Source organism: uncultured Mailhella sp., assembly GCF_944324995.1.
Taxonomy (GTDB): domain Bacteria; phylum Desulfobacterota; class Desulfovibrionia; order Desulfovibrionales; family Desulfovibrionaceae; genus Mailhella.
This window is the reverse complement of sequence record NZ_CALUYL010000022.1, coordinates 29,213-46,408: the sequence shown is the minus strand read 5'-3', so window position 1 is coordinate 46,408 and position 17,196 is coordinate 29,213. Positions and strand designations below refer to the sequence as shown.

Genomic DNA, 17,196 nt, shown 5'->3' with positions numbered 1-17,196 from the left:
AAGGGGAAAACCCTTTTGAAAAAGGGCTTTTCCCCTTTCCCCGCACCCCTATCCCCTTTCCTAAAACTTTTATTATTTTCAGGCTGATCTCTCTCTTTTCAAGGGCGCACGGCGAAGCTTTCTTCACTGTGCTGCCCTTTTTTGTGCCTGAGCGGCGCACACGTTACCGCTGAGCGCAAACTCTCTCCCAAAGCTTCAACAGCCGTCATCGAAGTTTGCCGTCGGCCGGGGGGCCTGATGTCGTCCTTATCCCGCCTTTCCCGGGGCAGCGCCCCGCTGCTCTGGCCTGTTCTTCTTCCTCTTTAAACGCCAAGGGGCGACCCCGTGAAGGAGTCGCCCCGAGAGTTCATCCAAGGTCAGGCCGTCAGATAAGCCAGCCCATGGGGATAAGGGACAGCTTGGGGAAGACCGTGAGCAGGAGGAGCATGACGACTTCCACAAACAGGAAGGGGAGCAGGTTCTTGACCAGGGCCGGCAGCTTGAGGTTGCCGATGCCGCACACCACATAGAGAACCGTGCCGACGGGGGGCGTGATGACGCCGATGCCGAGGTTCAGGATGAAGATGAGGCCGAAGTGGTAAGGATCGATACCGGCGTCCAGGATCAGCGGATAGAACACAGGCGCGAAGATGAGGACGTTGGGGGTAAGGTCCATGACCATGCCGATCAGGAACAGGAACACGTTGATGAGCAGCAGCAGGATGATCGGGGAATCCTTGAACGGAGCGAACAGGGAGATGATCTGCTGCGGGATGTCGGCGAGGGTGATGAAGTAGCCGATGGCGGTAGCGGTGGCCACGATCATCATAACGGCGGCGGTGGTACGGGCGGAAGAGGCGCTGACCTTGAGCAGGTCCTTGAGGCCGATTTCACGGTACCAGAGCAGGCACACCAGGATGGCGTACACAGCGGCGAAGGCGCCGCCTTCGGTGGGGGTGAACACGCCGAAGCGGATGCCGCCGAGCAGGAGCACGGGCATCATGAAGGCGGGGGTGGCGTCGATAAGAATCTTCTTCTTCTCTTCGCGGGTGAACTTGATGGTTTCATGGTAGCCGTCGAGGCGAACGATGACGAACCACATGATCATCAGGGCGAGGCCGATGAAGAGACCGGGGAAAAGACCGATCATGAACAGCTTGGTGATGGACAGGCCGCTCACGCAGGAGCCGAGGATGATGAAGTTGGTGCTGGGCGGGATGATGGGGCCGAGGATGGCGCCCGAAGAGATGATGGCGCCCGCGCGGCCGGGACGATAGCCGACCTGCTTCATCATGGGCAGGAGCAGGCCGCCGAGGGCGGCGGCTTCGCCGACGGAGCTGCCCATGAGGCCTGCGAAGATGACGGAAGCCACGATGGCGGCATAGCCGAGGCCGCCGCGCACGCCGCCGATGAGAAGCTGGGCGAACTGCACGACGCGTTTCGACAGGCCGCCGGCAGCCATGATTTCACCGGCGAACACGAAGAAGGGAATGGCCATCAGCGGATAGTTGTTGGCGCCGTCGAGCATGCAGGAAGCGATGGTCATGGGGTCCCACATGTCGGCGTGGAACATGAGGACCATGGCGCAGAGCACGAGCACCATGGCGATCGGGATGCCGAAGCACAGGAAAACGAAGAGAGATCCAAGAAAAAGAAAAAGTTCCATACTCTCTCCTCTTATTAGTGCTGAAGCTCGGACAGATCCATACCCTCGCTCTTCTTGAATTCAGAGGCGGGGGTGCGGATGACGGTGATGAGATCGCGCAGCTGCAGAACGATGGCTGCGGCGGCCATGATGGGGAGCGTGGAGTTGATGATGGACATATTGACGTAGGTGGCGATGGCGTAGGTGTCAAGGGTCATCATCACATAGGAGACGCCGCCCTGAAGCAGCACGACGAGGGCCGCAATGGTCAGCAGAATGGCGATGATGTTCACCACCTTGCGGCAGTTGCCCTGCAGAAGATCCACCACCATTTCCACGGCGATGTGCTTTTTGCGGTAGAAGGCTTCGATGGCGCCGAAGAAGGTGATGTAGATGAAGAGGAAGCGCGCCCATTCCTCGCTCGGCGGATAGCCGGAGTTGAAGCAGTAGCGCAGAACGGCGTTAAGGAACACCAGGCCGATCATGCCAAGGAAGATGCAGGCGCAGAAAATCTGGAACGCCACTGCGCCGGCCTGGTTGGCCTTATTCCTGGTAGAAGAAGATTCACTCATAGAGACCTCAGAGAACCAGCCAGAGATTCAGAGACAAAAAGGGAGCCTGCCTCAAGACAGGCTCCCGGTTACAGGCAAAGACTACTTGAAGCTGGCGGCCTTGTCGAAGACGGCCTGAGCGTTGGGCACGTAGGTCTTGTCGTTGGAAGCGTCGGTGAACATGGTCCAGGTGCGCTTGGCGGCGTCGGTCATGAAGTCCTTCATGGCCTGAGTGGGTTCGGAAACGGTGCCGCCGTGGCTTTCGATTTCGGCGATGGACTTCTTATCCATTTCCTGCACGAGCTTCCAGATGTCTTCAGCGGCCATCTTGGCGGCTTCGTTGAACCAGGCCTTGTCCTGATCGGGCAGGGACTGATACAGCTTTTCATTGATGAAGAGGCTGTGGATAACGAGGATGTGACCGGTCAGAGTGATCTGGGGGCACTTTTCGTAAACCTTGGTAGAGGTGATGTCGGAGAGCGGGCTGTCGCCGCCGTCGATGACGCCCTGGTCAACGGAGCTCATAACTTCGGCGAAGGGCATGGCCTGGCCGTTGATGCCGCATTCCTTGGCGAAGGTGGTGTACAGGGTGATGTTCGGCACGCGGAGCTTGAGGCCCTTGATGTCGTCAATGCTGTGGACGGGCTTCTTGGTGTAGAAGTGACGGAAGCCCAGAGGGAACATGTTGAGGGTGCGCAGGCCGGACTTTTCGGTGAAGCCGTCGGTGAGGAGGTCGAAGATGCCGCCGTTGATGGCCTTGTAGGCGTGCTCATAGCTGTCGTAGAGCATGGGGGTTTCCATCATGGCCATGGCGGGATGGAACGAGGCAACCTGAGTGCCGGTGGCGCACATTTCAATGGTGCCGCGACGGGTGTCGGCGATATACTTGTCTTCCTTTCCGAGAGAGCTGTTGGGGTACACCTTGACCTTGTACTTGCCGTTGGAAAGCTTTTCAAGATATTCGCCGAACTTGTGCATGCCGATGGTTTCCGGTTCGCCTTCGGCCTTCATGCCGGCAATCTTGATGACTTTGGCGGCCTGGGCGGTGCCGACCATGGCGGTGGCGCCGATCATCAGACCCATGATCAGGGAAAGAGCAACAAAGCGTTTCATAAGTCCTCCTCAGAACTTGTTCGGATATGCCGCCTTGGCATATTGTGTTGCGCCGCCGGCGTGAACCAACGCCGACGGCTCACCCGCATGCGGCTTGTCCGCATATGCGAGTCTGTCTTTTGTGTACTATACTTCCGTGAGTTATGCAATATGAAGTCCGGTCTTTTTATGCCTGCGCGGAAGAAGGTTCCTTGGCCGAAGCGTTCGACGAGGGCTCTTCAAAGACAATGGAAGGCAGCGGCTGAACGGTTCTGCGGCCGGGTCGGCAGAGCTTCATCATGGCGTTGAGGTAGTCGCGGCGCTTGTCGAGATAGAAGGCCAGGGGCTGGGAGAAGTTACGTCCCACAAGGCCGTCCACGAAAAGCTGACTGATGTCGCGTTCGCGCAGGAGCACGAGCTGCGCGCGTGCGAACACGGTTCTGTCGGCCTGACTCATGTTCTTCACCAGTCGGCGGAAGGCGTCCTGGGCGCGGGGCTGGTAGTACCAGAAGTACATGAGGTCGAGGGCGTTGATGATGAGCGCGAGCTCAAGCTTGCGGGCCTCGCCGGAAAGTTCGTCCACGCGGCCTTCGGAGCGGGCCAGCTTGATGAGTATGTCCTCTTCGGGGAAGAGGAGCTCGAGTCTGGTGTAGCAGGCGAACACGCGGGAGATCTTGCCGTCGTAGTCCCAGCGGCGCATGCGGCGGTTGTTCTGACTGTCGGCGTAGCCCTCGATGACGGCGGCCACGGTGTCGGAGGCGAGCTTGGAAATGATGGCCGCGCTCGGCACGGTGTAGAACAGCGGATCGGCCACGCCGGACAGCAGCAGGATGGCCACGAACGCCTGATTGTACCACGACGACACGGGAATGGCGAGCGCGCTGCGGAACAGGTTGCCGATGGCCGCCTCGCGGGGGAAGCCGCGATAGATGTTGTGGGCGCAGATGTAGATGGCGTTCACGAAGTTGAGCACGGCGAACACGATGCCGGGATGCTCGCGCACGCTGAGTCCGCAGAGGTTTTCGAGGAACCAGACGCGCACGATGACCTCGAGCAGCGCCACGGATATGCCGGTGTACATGAGCGAATCGCAGATGCGGCTGATGCTCACGTGATCCTTCCATCGCAGCAGGGTGTTGCGCGTGGTGCCGTTGCCGGCGACGACCATCTGAATGATGTTGCGTATGCCCGTGATGCCGAACCATATGAACGTGCCGAACCAGGCGAGGAACCACCAGTCCTGGGTATAGAGGAAGGAGGCCACCGAGGGAATGAAGCCCGCCATGACCTTGATCCAGTTGGTCACGGTGGTGCTGAGATAGGCGGAACCGGGCTTGTCTTCCCTGCGGGGCTCCCTGTCTTCGAGCAGGGCGTTGGCCGGAGGCGTGTTGATGCCGCCGAGGCTCACCACGTTGCCCGGACGCTGAATTTCGCTGTTGTCGTCGGGGAGCCAGGCGCGATGTCTGGCCTGCCGGAAGTGGCGAAACCCCGGCACGTGACGGATGGCGCGGGTGAGACCGGAAACGTTTTCCCTGTCGTCCTCGTAGCTTACGCGTTCCTCGATGCGGGTGTGCACGGGAATTTCGCCCATGTACTCGCTGTTTTCGCGCAGGGTTTTCTTGGCGCGGGAAGGCAGGGTTTCGGTATAGACGAAGCCCATGCCGAAGGAACGGCCGTTGTTGTCGCGCACGGAATTGGAACCGATGCGGCTTTTCAGCGGATTCTTGCGGTAATATTCCCAGAGCGTGGGAATGTTGCTCTGAATGCTGCGGAACTTGGCGGCGCGTTCGACTTCGCCGCTTTCTTCCAGATTGTCGAGAATCTCGTGAACCATCTGCTTGATGCGGGGGCCGCGGCCTTCGTTGAGCACGCGCTGGAGCTCGTTGATGGCGGGCAGATCGTTGAGCAGACCTTCGTGCCAGTCCTTAAGATTAAAGAGCTCCAGATGCGTGATACAGCAGTCGCAGTCGTAGAGCAGTTCGAGCACGTCGCGCACGTTGAGTCCGGCGAGGTTCAGAATGAGGCGGTAGCCGGTGTGCAGGGTGGAGAGCTCCTCCACCATCTGCGCGGGCGAGCGCGTGAACATCACGGGCACGTCCTTCGGATCCGCGCCGATTTCGGGCAGATCCGACCCCTCAAGCCAGTCTCTGGCGATGACCGCGCTCGTGAGATTCTCGAGTTCCAGAATCTCGCGTTCGGCGGCGCCGTCGTCGTCCTGACCGGCAGCCACGCGTTTCTTGAGCTCCTGGGCGCGAATCTTCGCAAAGGGCAGCACGTGACCGTGCATGCACTCGGCCAGATGCTCGAACGAAGGCTGACCGAGGCCCACGCAGGCCATGAGGCGTCCGGCCTTGATTTCGGGTATTTCCGTGCCCCACGCCCGGGAAAGTTCCCTGCGCTTGCCTTCGTTCCAGCGATCGAGGGCGTCGAGCGTGCGGGCCTTGCGCCATTCCACGGCCTCGCGGCCCTGCGCGGTGAGGGCCTGCATCTTGTCCGACTCCAGAAATTCGAGGAAGTCTCCGGACGCGCTGAAGCCGCGCGGCACCCACACCATGCTCACGTAGCGCCCGCGGAACGGACAGCGCACCTCAAGACCCACGCGCACGTGAATGCCCATGATGGCCGCGGCGTCGAGAATTTCCCTGGCGGCCGCGTAGTCTATGTAGTTGGAATACACCACCGTGAGATAGCGCAATCCCTTGATCCAGGCGTCCATGATGAGATGCGTGGGCGTCTTGCGGCCGCGCGAATGGGCGTCGTACACATGATCGTCGAAGGAAAGCTGATTCCACTCTTCCGGCATTTCCGGCAGATGATAGCGCGCGAGCATCTTGCGCACCACGCGCGGCGTGCCCTGCGCGGCCTTGCGGAAATCGTGCGCCAGCTTGAGCTGCGTGAGCGGAGAATCCTGCGCGCGCACGAGATCCTTCATGATCTGGAGAAGCACGCGGGCCGTGTTGCGCCGCAGCATGGAGTGCGCGCTGCTCATCACTTCGTCGTACAGGGCCTGGAGCGCCATGATGCGGTCGTCCGCCTGGCCGACTTCCAGATTGGTGAGCAGGTTGATGACGGCATAGGCCACCCGCGAAACGCGGGAAATCACCAGTCCCTTGATGCCGTGCGGATGCAGATTGGCGTCGAAAACGCGGCTCTGCGCCTTGTCCGGGCATTCCAGTATTCTGTTGACCAGAGTCAGGATTTCTCTGTCCTGCCTGTCAAAATAGAAACTTACCGACATGCTCCTCTCCATGTGTCGCTGTCGCGCCTGAGCGCGTATCTTCACCGGCGGCAAGTCCGCCGGGACGAATGCGCGGATTCTCCGGCAAAAGCTCTGCCCTGCCGAGAAACCGGACGCTTCTTCTACAATAAGACAGTGAGTGTAGTCTTTGTTACGTCAATGTGTCAATAGTGTTTTTTTTCACACAATCATTTTCCGCAATATTCTTTTCTGCTTGCGGAAGCGTTCCGATGCTTTTATACTCCGGGCACTTCCCCGCAGGACCGCCTATGAACAAAGCAGACAGCCGAAAGAAGAATCTTCTGGAATTCCTCAACAAGCGCGGCTACGCGACCATTGAGGAACTCGCGCAGAATTTTTCCGTCACGCCGCAGACCATGCGCCGGGACATCAATCAGCTCGCCGACGAAGGACGGGTGCAGCGTTTTCACGGCGGCGTGGGCATGCCCCTCAGCACGGAAAACATCATTTACGATCAGCGCAAGCTGCTCTTCACCGACGAAAAGCGCCGCATTGCCGAGCTTGCCGCCCGGCACATTCCCGACGGGGCGTCGCTGTGCATCAACATCGGCACCACCACCGAGGCGGTGGCCTTCGCCCTGCTCGGTCACAAGAATCTGCGCATTCTCACCAACAATCTCAACGTGGCGCGCATCTGCGCAGGCAACGAATCGTTCGAGGTCATCATTGCGGGCGGCACGGTGCGTTCCCACGATCTCGGCGTCATCGGCCCCGAAACCGAACAGTTCATTCAGGAATTCCGCATGGATTTCGGCATTATCGGCATTTCGGGCATCGACGGGGAAGGGAATCTGCTCGATTACGACTATCGGGAAGTTTCGGTGGCGCGCGCCATCATTGCGCATTCCCGGCGGGTGTTTCTCGTGTGCGACAAATCCAAGTTCGGGCGTCCGGCCATGGTGCGGGTCGGACATGTGAGCCAGCTCGAAGCCGTGTTTTCCGACGGGCCCCTGCCCTCCCGCTGGCAGAGTCTCATTCGGGATTCCGGCGCTCACCTCTACCTCGCCTGAGGAGGCCGTCATGCCGGAAGCTTGCGGAGCGTCCCGCCGGGAAGTGCTGATTTTCGCACTGCTCACCGCAGCCTGCGTGGCCGCCGACGCCATGCTCTACGTAACGCTCCCCGTGTTCTGGCGCGAAGCCGGTCTTGGTTCGCTCTGGGAAGTGGGCGTGGTGCTGGCTCTGAACCGGCTGGCCCGGCTGCCGCTCAATCCGCTCATCGGCTGGGCGTACACGCGCCTGAACACGAAAACCTGCGCCGCGTTTGCCGCGCTGCTTTCCGCGCTCATTCCCGTGGGATACGCCTTCGCGTCCTCGCTGGCGGCGTGGGCTGCGCTGCGCGTGCTCTGGGGGCTGGCCTGGTCGCTGCTCAAGCTGGGCGGCCTGTTCACGGTCATGGCCGCGGCGGGGCAGAAGAACCGGGGCTACTTCATGGGCCTGTTCACCGGAACCTACCGCCTCGGCAATCTGGCGGGCATGCTGGGCGGCGGTCTTCTGGCCGACATGGCTGGGCTGCGCGTCGCGCTGCTCGCCGGCGCGGCTGCGGCCGCCCTTGCCCTGCCCGCGGCTCTTTTTCTGCTGAGGGGCGTGCCACCCTCTCCGCGCAAAAGCAAAAACGCTGCCGTTTCCCCCAAAGTCCTGCTGCACTCGCCGGAAATTTTCTGGGTGCTCGTCACCTGCATGGCGGTCACGCTCATCATCGAGGGCTTTTTCATGTCCACGCTGTCCGCGCTCATGGCCCATCACTGGGGCGAAAGCATCACCGTGCTCGGCGTCACGGCGGGTTGCGCCACGGCCGCGGGCGTGATGCAGTCGCTGCGCTGGGGCTGGGATCCGCTGCTCTCGCCGCTCGTGGGACGCCTCTCCGACGGCCGCCTCGGCCGCGTGACCATGTTTGCCGCCGGTTGCTGGACAGCCGCCGGACTGTTTCTGCTCATCGGCGTTTCGCTGCCCCTCGGCCCGTGGCTTGCCGCGATTGCGGCCGTGGAACTGTGCTGCACCGCCATGACCACCCTTTCGGACGCCCTGGCCGCAGACGCGGCTTCGCGCTCAAACGCGGTGTTCGTCATGACCGCCTACACGCTGGCCATCGACCTCGGCGCGGCGCTCGGCCCTCTCGGCGGATTCGCCGCCATCTCCCTCTGGGGCATGAACGCCGCCTACGCGCTGGCCGCCGCCGTGCTCGCGCTTTTTGCCCTCAAGTGGACCTTCCGCCCGCCGGTCGGAACCTCGACGCCGTCCTGACGCCGACGCCCGCGCCAGCCGCGTCCGCCGGGCGCCTCTCCCCCGCCCCGCAACATCCCGACGCCGCAGTGCCGCCGCGGCTCCGTTTTGTCCGGCATTCCTGCGCGCGCGAGGCGACGCTCATTGTCTGCGATGAAGGGAACGTCTTCAATGCCGGCATTCCCGCGCCGGGCAACGCCCCGGAGCCCACTCCCTGCGCCGTACCAACGCACTCGCCCCGCCTGCCCCCGGCAAACAACTCACCCCGCGCACTGCGCCCGTTGACCGCAGCCCCTTGCCTCCCGCAGTGAGCTTCCGCCGCAGCGCAGACGAAGGATAACCGGGCGAGCTTCCGCGCAGCGCCGACCTGCCCCGCACACCTTTACGAAACACCCCAAAGCTCTCCCCTGCGCCTTTCACAACACACGTTTCCCCATTGCCCGCAAAACACCCGCGCGCGCAACGCCCTGCGCCCAAACAAAAGTTTTAGGAAGGAGGATGGGGGCGCGGGGGAAGGAGGAAAGCCCTTTTTCAAAAGGGTTTCCTCCTTCCCCCGCCTCTCCCCTATCTCTCCCCCCTCTCCAGCAGCACGAGTCTGATGAAGCCTTCGCCGAAGGCGCGGAACATGCCGCGGGCGTCGGCGTGTCGGAGGGGCGGGAAGATGCGGTTGACGCTGGCCTGCCGCACGAATTCCCAGGGTCTGCCGAGTCTGGCGATATTGTTTTCCCGGGACCATGCGGCCTTGTCGTAGGGGACATAGACGTTCAGCCAGCGGCGAACCTGCGGCAGGAAGAGCGGGCCGCGCACGCCCACGGGGTCCAGGGTGACGAGGGCATCCACGCGAACGCTGCGGCAGGCGGGCACGACATCCCGGGCGAGGGAGCTTGCGCCCCAGCTGTGTCCAATGAGCACCAGACGGCGCGGGAGTCCGCCGTAGCGGCGAAGAAGGCGTCGGGCGGCGGCAATTTCATCGTATTCGCGGTAATAGATGTCGAAATCTTCGCCGAGAAGCGCGGGCAGGTCGCCGAGAATGGCGTAGGCCCGGCCGAAAAAGGCGTCGGTAAAGCCGCCCATGACCAGACAGAAATTGCCGAGTTCGTTGTCGGGCGCGTCGTCCAGGCGGTCAAGAAAACGCTTTTCCTCGCGCGACGAGCGCACGCGCCCCCCCATGCCCCACGATCGGAGCAGGCGTTCGGGGTTCCTTCGCCATCGGTATGAAAGCACCACGGCCATGATGTTTCCTCGCTTTGCGTTGACGGTTGCGTTCGGCGCGCGAAAAACGCGCGTTCTTTCAGTGAGCCACGGCAACGGCGCGTTCGTCAAGTATGTTTCGCGGACGCCCTCGGCATGCAGAAACGTTGCAGCCATCCGCGGCCGGAGAAGCGGCCCCTCTGCGGCAGAAAAGAAACCGCGACGAAGCGCACGGCACCGGGCCGGGCGGAAAAAAACATCTTTCCAATAAAAACGCGCTTAAAAAAGAAGGCCCGGCGAACCGCAGCGGTCGTCGGGCCTGTGTACAAGTCTCTGCATCACTCAGGGAGTGAGGCGCTTTTCGAATATTCCGGGGCGGCAGGAGCGAATCGGCCGATCAGGCCGCGGCTACTGCCGCGTCGGCAAACTTACTTTGCCGTGGGATAAATAACGGAAATGGCTTCGCGCACCACGGGCACAGGCATCTGCGTGGGATTGGAGCCCTTCACGCCGGAGGAGAAGGTCAGATCAATGCCGAACAGGCCGCCGATGAGACGGGTGATGCGACCGGTGTCGCCGCTGCCGGAAGCAATGATGGGATACTCGGGATGCGCGCGACGGAAGGCCAGCGTGCCGTTCAGGAAGGTAAGCACGTCTTCTTCCTTGTTGGGCTTCACCACGATCTTGGCCACGTCGCCGCCGGCGTTGATTTCACGTTCCATGATCTTCACGATTTCCTCGGTGGAAGGCGTGGCGCTCATGTCGTGATGGGCAACAACCAGAGAAATGCCGGAACCGGCCAGTTCCTTCTTGAAAGCCTTGATCTTTTCAGGGCCGTAAGCCAGTTCCATGTCGATGAAGTCGGCCAGCTTTTCCTTGATGGCCGCCTTGTAGAAATTGAACTTCGCCGCGTCGGAAACGTCCTTGTAGCCGCGTTCGGCCTTGATGCGCACGGTCAGCAGAATGGGCGTGTCGCCGAACACCTTGTTGATGTCGCGCAGCATGGCCACGGAAGCCTTGGTGTCTTCAATGAAATCCCAGTAGTCGGCACGCACTTCGATCATGTCGGGCTTGAGATCGGCCACGAACCTGGCTTCGTCGAGCAGCTTATCCCTGGTAGTGGCGGTCAGAGGCACGCACACGACAGGCGTGGGGCCGCCGAGCACGGTGGGACCGCTCGTAATGGGCTTGGTGGGCATGGGACGCGTATAGCCTTCGGCAAAGGCCACGGACACTGCGGCCGGAATGACGACGACCGCAGCGAGAAGAGAAACGAGCATTTTTTTGATGTTCATACACCCTCCTTTCGGTTCATATTTAACAAACAACTTCTTTTTTTCATAGTAAAAACCATTTTTACTGTCAATAATGCCCGCATATTACTTTGTTTGTATCAGCTGATACCGTGATTCACAAACTCTATACATTCATAAAAAATATCTTTCTCATCAATGATTTGAAGAAATACGAAAAAACATATTGCACAAACTTGCTCCATATATGCTTACTATGCACATGCAACGCAAAACGGATCGGATCGACGATTCGATTACGTTCGTCTGGACTCACATCGCGCCCATGTTTTCCCCGTCCGGAGCTGTTCGTGCTTCGTTCGTACCCGGCTTGCGCCTCCGCTCCGCCCCCTCTTTTCCCCCGCCCAGGCAGCGAGAGCGCACAGAAAAGACCCCCGAAGACGGCCTTTCTTTTTCGGCACGAACGGTTGCAGACGCTCCTCCTGCTCTTCGCCCGTCCGGACGGATCAGCGTGTTTACACCCGCAGCATGTCCTGCGGGAACACGGCCTGCGGCTCCGGCTGCGCGCCGGGCTGCGTTTCCGGCTCCTTCAGGCAGACGCTCTGCACTCCGAAGCCACGTCCACAAAGTTCTGCGACCACTGCGCCACGTTCGAGCCGTCGAGCAGGCGCATGGACATCTCGCCCTGAAGCGTCACTCCCGTGTCTTCCCGCGCGGCCAGCGTAAAGCCCTGCGTGCCGTGAAAAACGTGTTGGCGTTCAAAAGCTCGGCGTAGAACACTTCCCGCTCCTCCCGGGGCAGCGGCACCGCCACGGTGAACATCATCACCATGTCGGCTTCCTCCAGCCAGCGGAGGCTGACTTCAACATCGTCGATGACCAGAAGGCAGGAAGGATCGTCCTCGCGCACGATGCCCCGGCGCGTCCGTCTGACTGCGGAAGCGCCGGGCGCAATGCCGGGGCCGCGCTGGCACTTTGCGTCTTTTTGTGCCATGCTGCGGCTGCGCAGAAACGCGGCGAGAAACGCCGGAGGACAAAACGCCCGGACGCCGATTCCCCGGGGCACTCCCGCGAAACCACGGCAGCAACGTTTTCCAAAGCTGCGGCCTGCTCCCGCAGCCCCGCGCCTGCGCCGGCAACGCCCGCCCCCGAAGCGGCGGACACAGCATGTTCGACAGGACGAGATCATGGAAGAAAACAAAAAGAAATATCCCTGCCCGCACGGCGAGCGTTCCAACCTTGTGGTGCTGTGCAAAATGCCCTGCGAGGAAACGGGCTGCCGCCCCACGGATCTGACCTACGAAAAGGACGCCTTCATCGTTACCGAATACTGGTGCCGGGAATCGTGCCGCTGGTGGAAGGCCAACGGGCACGAATGGGACAAGAAGTAGCCCACAAAAAAAGCCGGAAGCCCGCTGCGCTGCGGGCCCCGGCAATTCTTCCCCCGTCCTTTTCCTCCTTTTTCTCTCCCTCCCCTTCTGCCTGCCTTCTTTCCGCCTCCCCGGCTTTTCCGAAGCGAAGCGTCGAAAGTCCTCTGAAAAATCTTTTTTTCTCGCCCCGGAAACGCCTCAGCGCCGCCCGCGGCTCATGGCCGACGTAAAGACGCTCTTCCCCACGCGCCGGACTCCCTGAAATCGTGAAGGAGTCGGGGCCCGACCTGTCGGGGAATCCTTCCCACCGACGGCGTTCGGTCAGCGCCCCAAGACTCCGGCCTGTCATCCTGCCTGTTCCTCCCCATCAGGACTTGCCCCGAGGCTCCGGCCTGTTCCCCTTCCTCATCTCCTCTCTATTCCCTTTCCGCGGAGGGGGTCACGGGTTCGAGAGTGCAGTGTTTCACGCGGTCGCGTTCTTCGGCGCGTTTGGCGTTGTTGAATCTGTCCGTGGTGCCCACGAGGTAGCCGGTGATGCGGCGGATGCGCTCAAAAGGCACGCCGCGGCCGATGCATGCAGCGTCATTCATGGCGTCTCCTTCAGCCGTTGTCGGCTTCCACGGTTTTTTCGAGGGAATCCACGCGACGGAGCCACCCGTCGAGGAAGGGTTTCAGGCTGCCGTTGCCGTTGACGAGTTCGTGGTAGCGGGCCCGGCGCAGATGGCAGACGGCCACGGCGGTTTTGCGGTCGCTGCAGGTGCGCAGCGCGGCAAGGGTCACGGGCCCCCATACGCCGTCCGCGCGCAGACCGAGAGCCTTCTGCACAAGGCGACAGGCGCAGTCGGCTCCCATGTTCACGGCAGTGTCATACACAACCACGGCGCAGAGAGGCTTCACGTCGTCGAGGCCCAGCGCATCCCAGAACCTGCGGCGCATGCGCCTGCGCCCGCCCTCCGGCGTGAAGGCGGAATCGTCGGCGTCGAAGTCGCCTTCAAGGTCGCCGTCTTCATCAATATCGCCCTGATCTTCCTGCCCCTTGAGAGCGGTCGGACTGACGCCGTCATGTGCGGAGCCGCCGGAATCGGCAACATGCCCGACGCGTCCGCCTTCCCACCGCGATGTGAACTCATGTGCTTTTTCAAAATTTCCCATAAAAAAGCTCCCTTTTTCCAGAGAGCCTATCCGCCTCCGTCACTGCGGCACAGAGGGGAAAAAGAAAAAACATGACGCCGAGCGACACTGCAACACACTGCACATTGGCGAGAAAGCGTACTTTTTTGCCTATGCGCAACAGCACAAAACTTGATGTAAAAGATAACAATAATCCATATAACTGTCTATAAAAAATATCAGTTGAATATTTTTTTTTGTTTTCGTCAAAAAAGTACACTTTTTTGTCAACAAATTTTTAACTTTTAAAGGAAATATGCTGGAGATTTTCATGACGTCAAGAAACTGTATAAAAAATTTTGTCATCAGATATCGAGCATTTATAAAAAAATACAGATTTTTTACTCTTCTCTCCATAACGCTGTTTTCCGGAACTTTGGTTCTTGTCAATGCCCAACCAGCTTTTTCCGAAGATATCACGCTGGAACAAAAAAACATTCACTTTCTGGACTATTCCAAAGAATACGACGGAAACCTTACCATAAACATTACCGCCACCGGCCGTTTCAGCGACAATACTCAAAACTTTGACGATGAGGATTTCCGCCCGAATGAAGGCACGTTCGGCTCCAACCACAAGCAATACGGAACCGGCGTACTTATCTGGAATAAGAGTTCACTCGACGTTGCCGAGAATCTGTCAATCACCATAGCCCCTGAAAGGATATCCGGAAGCAAGTGGGACATCACCCGTGAAGGCATTGACATGAAGAACGGGGGCGTCATGTCTGTAGGCGGCAATACCACTATTCTGGTAGACAACTATCTGCACACCAGCACCAATCCCCCCGCAGCCGATAATGAGGATTACGGGCTCAACTCCCAGAAAGGCATCTCCATGACCGGCACGGGCACGGATCTTGACATTAAAGGCGACCTCGCCGTCACCATGCTGAACGGCAACCGCTCCATGGGCATTCTGGTCAACGACAATGCCGACCTCACCGTTGACGGCAACACCAGCATAACAGTCAGAAATGCACCATACTATACTTACGGCATAGGCAACTACTACAGCGATCAGAACTACGGACTCGGCGCCCGTACCAATGACGGACGTCTTCACTTCAAAAAAGACCTTGCCATAGTTACCGAGGGCGGAAACAACTCCATCGGCATCAACCTCAAAGACGGAAACAGAAACAGCGCAGGCGAGCAGTCCATCACCGTCGACGGACATCTTTCCATTCATGCTTCCGGGGCTGAAAAATACGAGAACAGAACGTCTCTGCAAACGTTCCCCAACGCCGTATCCAACTACGGCATGTACATGTACTATATAGCGGATTCGCTCTTCAACACGGCCGACATCACCACAATCGCCGAAGGAGACGCAGAGTCCATAGGGTCTTACCTTTACTGGTATTCCAACGCCGCCTTCCGAGGTGACGTCACCTATCATACAGAGGCGGATCCGGGAGCCGTATCCATTTCCGCCCTGGCGCGAGCCGGAAGCAGCATCGACTTTCAGCAGGGCCTGATTGCCGACGGCAGCATCGTACTCAACGCCGTGGGCAACACCTCCGGCAAGGGCTCGACCATTCTGGTGAACTCTTCCGAGAATCCCGATGCCGTCGTGCAGCTCACCGGCAACATCGTGGCCGGCAAAACCTCCACGGCCTATATTTTCGGAAGCAACTACGACACCACTGTAGATGCCGACGAAACGCTCAACACCATTACGGCACATCTGCTGAACGACAAATCCTTCTTCACCGGCATCAACGAGTTCGGCAACAAGGGCAGCAAGATCGACCTCACCTTCAACAACGGCGCGCGCTGGAACATGACCGGCAGTTCTCCGGTCTCCAATCTTGTGGTGAGCAGGGGCGGCATTGTGGACATGACCTACGACAACGCCCAGGCGGCTTCCGGATTCCGCACGCTCACGGCCGAAACGCTCTCCGGCGAAGGCGGCATATTCAACGTCAATACCGACATCGAAAACGATCTGACCGATCAGATCATCATCGGCCGCGGCACGGGAAATCACGGCGTGTATGTGAATCCCACCGGCGCAGATCCCTCACGCGAAGCCATGAACGCCTTCATTGTTCAGCAGCAGAGCGGCGACGGCACCTTCTCGCTCGCCAACGAGTGCGAGGTCAACGGCAGCACGCAGCATCTTGTGGAACAGGGCAATTACTTCTATGCACTGGCACAAAGAGACGGCTCAGCCACGCCCGACACGCAGGAATGGTATCTCAAGCGCACTTCCATAGAACAACCCGATCCCGACAAGCCCGGTACGCCCTCCCGTCCGGAAACCCCCACCGGAGAAACCGAAGCAGCCCTTTCCTCGCTGGCCGGACACTATGCCCTGTGGTACGGACAGCTCACCGATCTGCGCAAGAGACTCGGCGAAGTGCGCTACGGTACGCAAACCGGTCTGTGGGTGCGCGGATTTGCCGATAAATCGCGTCTCGACGGCTTTGCAGGCTACGGCTTCACACAACACCTTACAGGCGGTTCACTGGGCTACGACAGGGCCGTTTCCACAAACGAGGATCATCTCTGGATTCTGGGCATGCAGATACGCAGCGGGCATGCCGATCAGCGAGTGCAGGAACGCTGGGGCGGATTCGGCGATCTGAACAGCGTGGGCGCGGGTTTCTATTCCACCTGGCTGCATGTCGACGGCTGGTATCTGGACGCCGTGACTGCCATGGACTGGTACGAACATGAAATACGCACCGCCATGCTCAACGGCGTCAAGGTGCATGACGACCGCTCCTCATACGGCGTTGGCGCTTCACTGGAAGGCGGTCGCCGCATGGACTTCGCCTTCAGCAACAACGGCCTGAACAGCTGGTTCGTGGAGCCGCAGGTGCAGCTTGCGTGGTTCTGGGTGCGGGGCGGCGAGTTCGGCACCAGCAACGGCATGACCATAGAGCAGAGCGACATGAACACCCTCACCGGTCGCGCAGGCGTGGTGCTGGGCAAAAAGTTCGCATTGAAAGGCAGCAACGGGGAACGCTACATGCAGCCCTATGTGAAGGTCGGCGTGAATCACGAATTCCTCGGCGAACAGAAAGCACGCATCAACGACCTGCATCTCAATTCCGAGATGGAAGGCACCCGCGTCTATTACGGCCTCGGCGCAGACTGGCAGGCCACGGACAACCTGCGGCTCTATGTTCAGGCGGAACGCGAACACGGCGAACACTTCACCCGCGAATACAACGTTTCCGCAGGTCTCAAGTGGCGCTTCTAAGCCCCGACCTTCCTTCTGCGGCGGGCCCGGCGTTCCGCACCGCCGCATCGCAGAAGGAAACGAAGGACGAAGGCGATCCCCCGGGCGGGGCGCATCGTCGCCCGATGCCGCAAGGTTGCGCCGCCCGCCGCATGCCGCGCGCCGCAACCCCGCAGGGCTCTTCCTCCGCGCTCCCCTTTTTGGAAAAACTTAAAGCATTGCTTTAAAAATTCCGGCGGAATGCCTGCTGCGCGCCTTGCCGCCTTCCCCTTTT

13 protein-coding genes are annotated in these 17,196 nt (G+C 60.0%); 4 read left to right on the top strand and 9 right to left on the bottom strand.

Annotation, left to right across the window (positions count from 1 at the left end; genetic code table 11):
- Nucleotides 1-364 precede the first annotated feature (364 nt).
- From Q0K02_RS09530 to Q0K02_RS09515, 4 genes are all read right to left on the bottom strand, one after another.
- Nucleotides 365-1,645, bottom strand: coding sequence for a TRAP transporter large permease (locus Q0K02_RS09530; protein WP_294487982.1), 1,281 nt, complete (start codon nt 1,643-1,645; stop codon nt 365-367).
- A 14-nt stretch (nt 1,646-1,659) separates the two neighbouring features.
- On the bottom strand, nt 1,660-2,196 hold the full coding sequence (locus Q0K02_RS09525; protein ID WP_294487979.1) for a TRAP transporter small permease: 537 nt from the start codon (nt 2,194-2,196) through the stop codon (nt 1,660-1,662).
- Nucleotides 2,197-2,277: 81 nt separating this feature from the next.
- The gene (locus Q0K02_RS09520; protein ID WP_294487975.1) at nt 2,278-3,288 is read right to left on the bottom strand and encodes a TRAP transporter substrate-binding protein; all 1,011 of its coding nucleotides are present in this window, start codon (nt 3,286-3,288) and stop codon (nt 2,278-2,280) included.
- Between the two features lie 166 nt (nt 3,289-3,454).
- Nucleotides 3,455-6,505, bottom strand: a complete 3,051-nt coding sequence (locus Q0K02_RS09515; protein ID WP_294487971.1) for a hypothetical protein — start codon at nt 6,503-6,505, stop codon at nt 3,455-3,457.
- 269 nt (nt 6,506-6,774) lie between these two features.
- On the opposite strand from Q0K02_RS09515, the gene Q0K02_RS09510 reads away from it, so the two are divergent.
- Together Q0K02_RS09510 and Q0K02_RS09505 are read left to right on the top strand one after the other, a co-directional pair.
- Complete coding sequence (locus Q0K02_RS09510) at nt 6,775-7,536, top strand: DeoR family transcriptional regulator (RefSeq protein ID WP_294487968.1); 762 nt, start codon at nt 6,775-6,777, stop codon at nt 7,534-7,536.
- A 10-nt stretch (nt 7,537-7,546) separates the two neighbouring features.
- Nucleotides 7,547-8,767: an MFS transporter gene (locus Q0K02_RS09505; RefSeq protein ID WP_294487966.1), complete on the top strand. Its 1,221-nt coding sequence runs from the start codon at nt 7,547-7,549 to the stop codon at nt 8,765-8,767.
- Nucleotides 8,768-9,310: 543 nt separating this feature from the next.
- On the opposite strand, the gene Q0K02_RS09500 is transcribed toward Q0K02_RS09505, so the two are convergent.
- The 3 genes from Q0K02_RS09500 to Q0K02_RS09490 all read right to left on the bottom strand — a co-directional run bounded on the left by Q0K02_RS09500 (nt 9,311) and on the right by Q0K02_RS09490 (nt 12,183).
- Nucleotides 9,311-9,979 carry an alpha/beta fold hydrolase gene (locus Q0K02_RS09500; protein ID WP_294487963.1) on the bottom strand — a complete coding sequence of 223 codons (669 nt, stop codon included), beginning with the start codon at nt 9,977-9,979 and terminating at the stop codon, nt 9,311-9,313.
- A gap of 386 nt (nt 9,980-10,365) precedes the next feature.
- Nucleotides 10,366-11,232 (bottom strand): type I 3-dehydroquinate dehydratase, encoded by an 867-nt coding sequence (gene aroD / locus Q0K02_RS09495; protein WP_294487960.1) that lies wholly within the window; start codon nt 11,230-11,232, stop codon nt 10,366-10,368.
- 651 nt (nt 11,233-11,883) lie between these two features.
- Nucleotides 11,884-12,183 (bottom strand): type III secretion system chaperone, encoded by a 300-nt coding sequence (locus Q0K02_RS09490; RefSeq protein ID WP_294487957.1) that lies wholly within the window; start codon nt 12,181-12,183, stop codon nt 11,884-11,886.
- A gap of 193 nt (nt 12,184-12,376) precedes the next feature.
- On the opposite strand from Q0K02_RS09490, the gene Q0K02_RS09485 reads away from it, so the two are divergent.
- Complete coding sequence (locus tag Q0K02_RS09485; protein WP_294487954.1) at nt 12,377-12,580, top strand: hypothetical protein; 204 nt, start codon at nt 12,377-12,379, stop codon at nt 12,578-12,580.
- Nucleotides 12,581-12,975: 395 nt separating this feature from the next.
- Here the strand turns inward: Q0K02_RS09485 and nrdD are convergent, their stop codons facing one another.
- Both nrdD and Q0K02_RS09475 read right to left on the bottom strand, forming a co-directional pair.
- A complete protein-coding gene (nrdD, locus tag Q0K02_RS09480) occupies nt 12,976-13,149 on the bottom strand; it encodes an anaerobic ribonucleoside-triphosphate reductase (protein ID WP_294487951.1) in 174 nt (57 codons plus the stop codon).
- Nucleotides 13,150-13,159: 10 nt separating this feature from the next.
- The gene (locus Q0K02_RS09475; protein ID WP_294487948.1) at nt 13,160-13,711 is read right to left on the bottom strand and encodes a glycosyl hydrolase 108 family protein; all 552 of its coding nucleotides are present in this window, start codon (nt 13,709-13,711) and stop codon (nt 13,160-13,162) included.
- Nucleotides 13,712-14,105: 394 nt separating this feature from the next.
- Between Q0K02_RS09475 and Q0K02_RS09470 the strand changes: the two genes are divergently transcribed.
- Complete coding sequence (locus Q0K02_RS09470; protein ID WP_294487946.1) at nt 14,106-16,943, top strand: autotransporter outer membrane beta-barrel domain-containing protein; 2,838 nt, start codon at nt 14,106-14,108, stop codon at nt 16,941-16,943.
- Nucleotides 16,944-17,196: the final 253 nt, after the last annotated feature.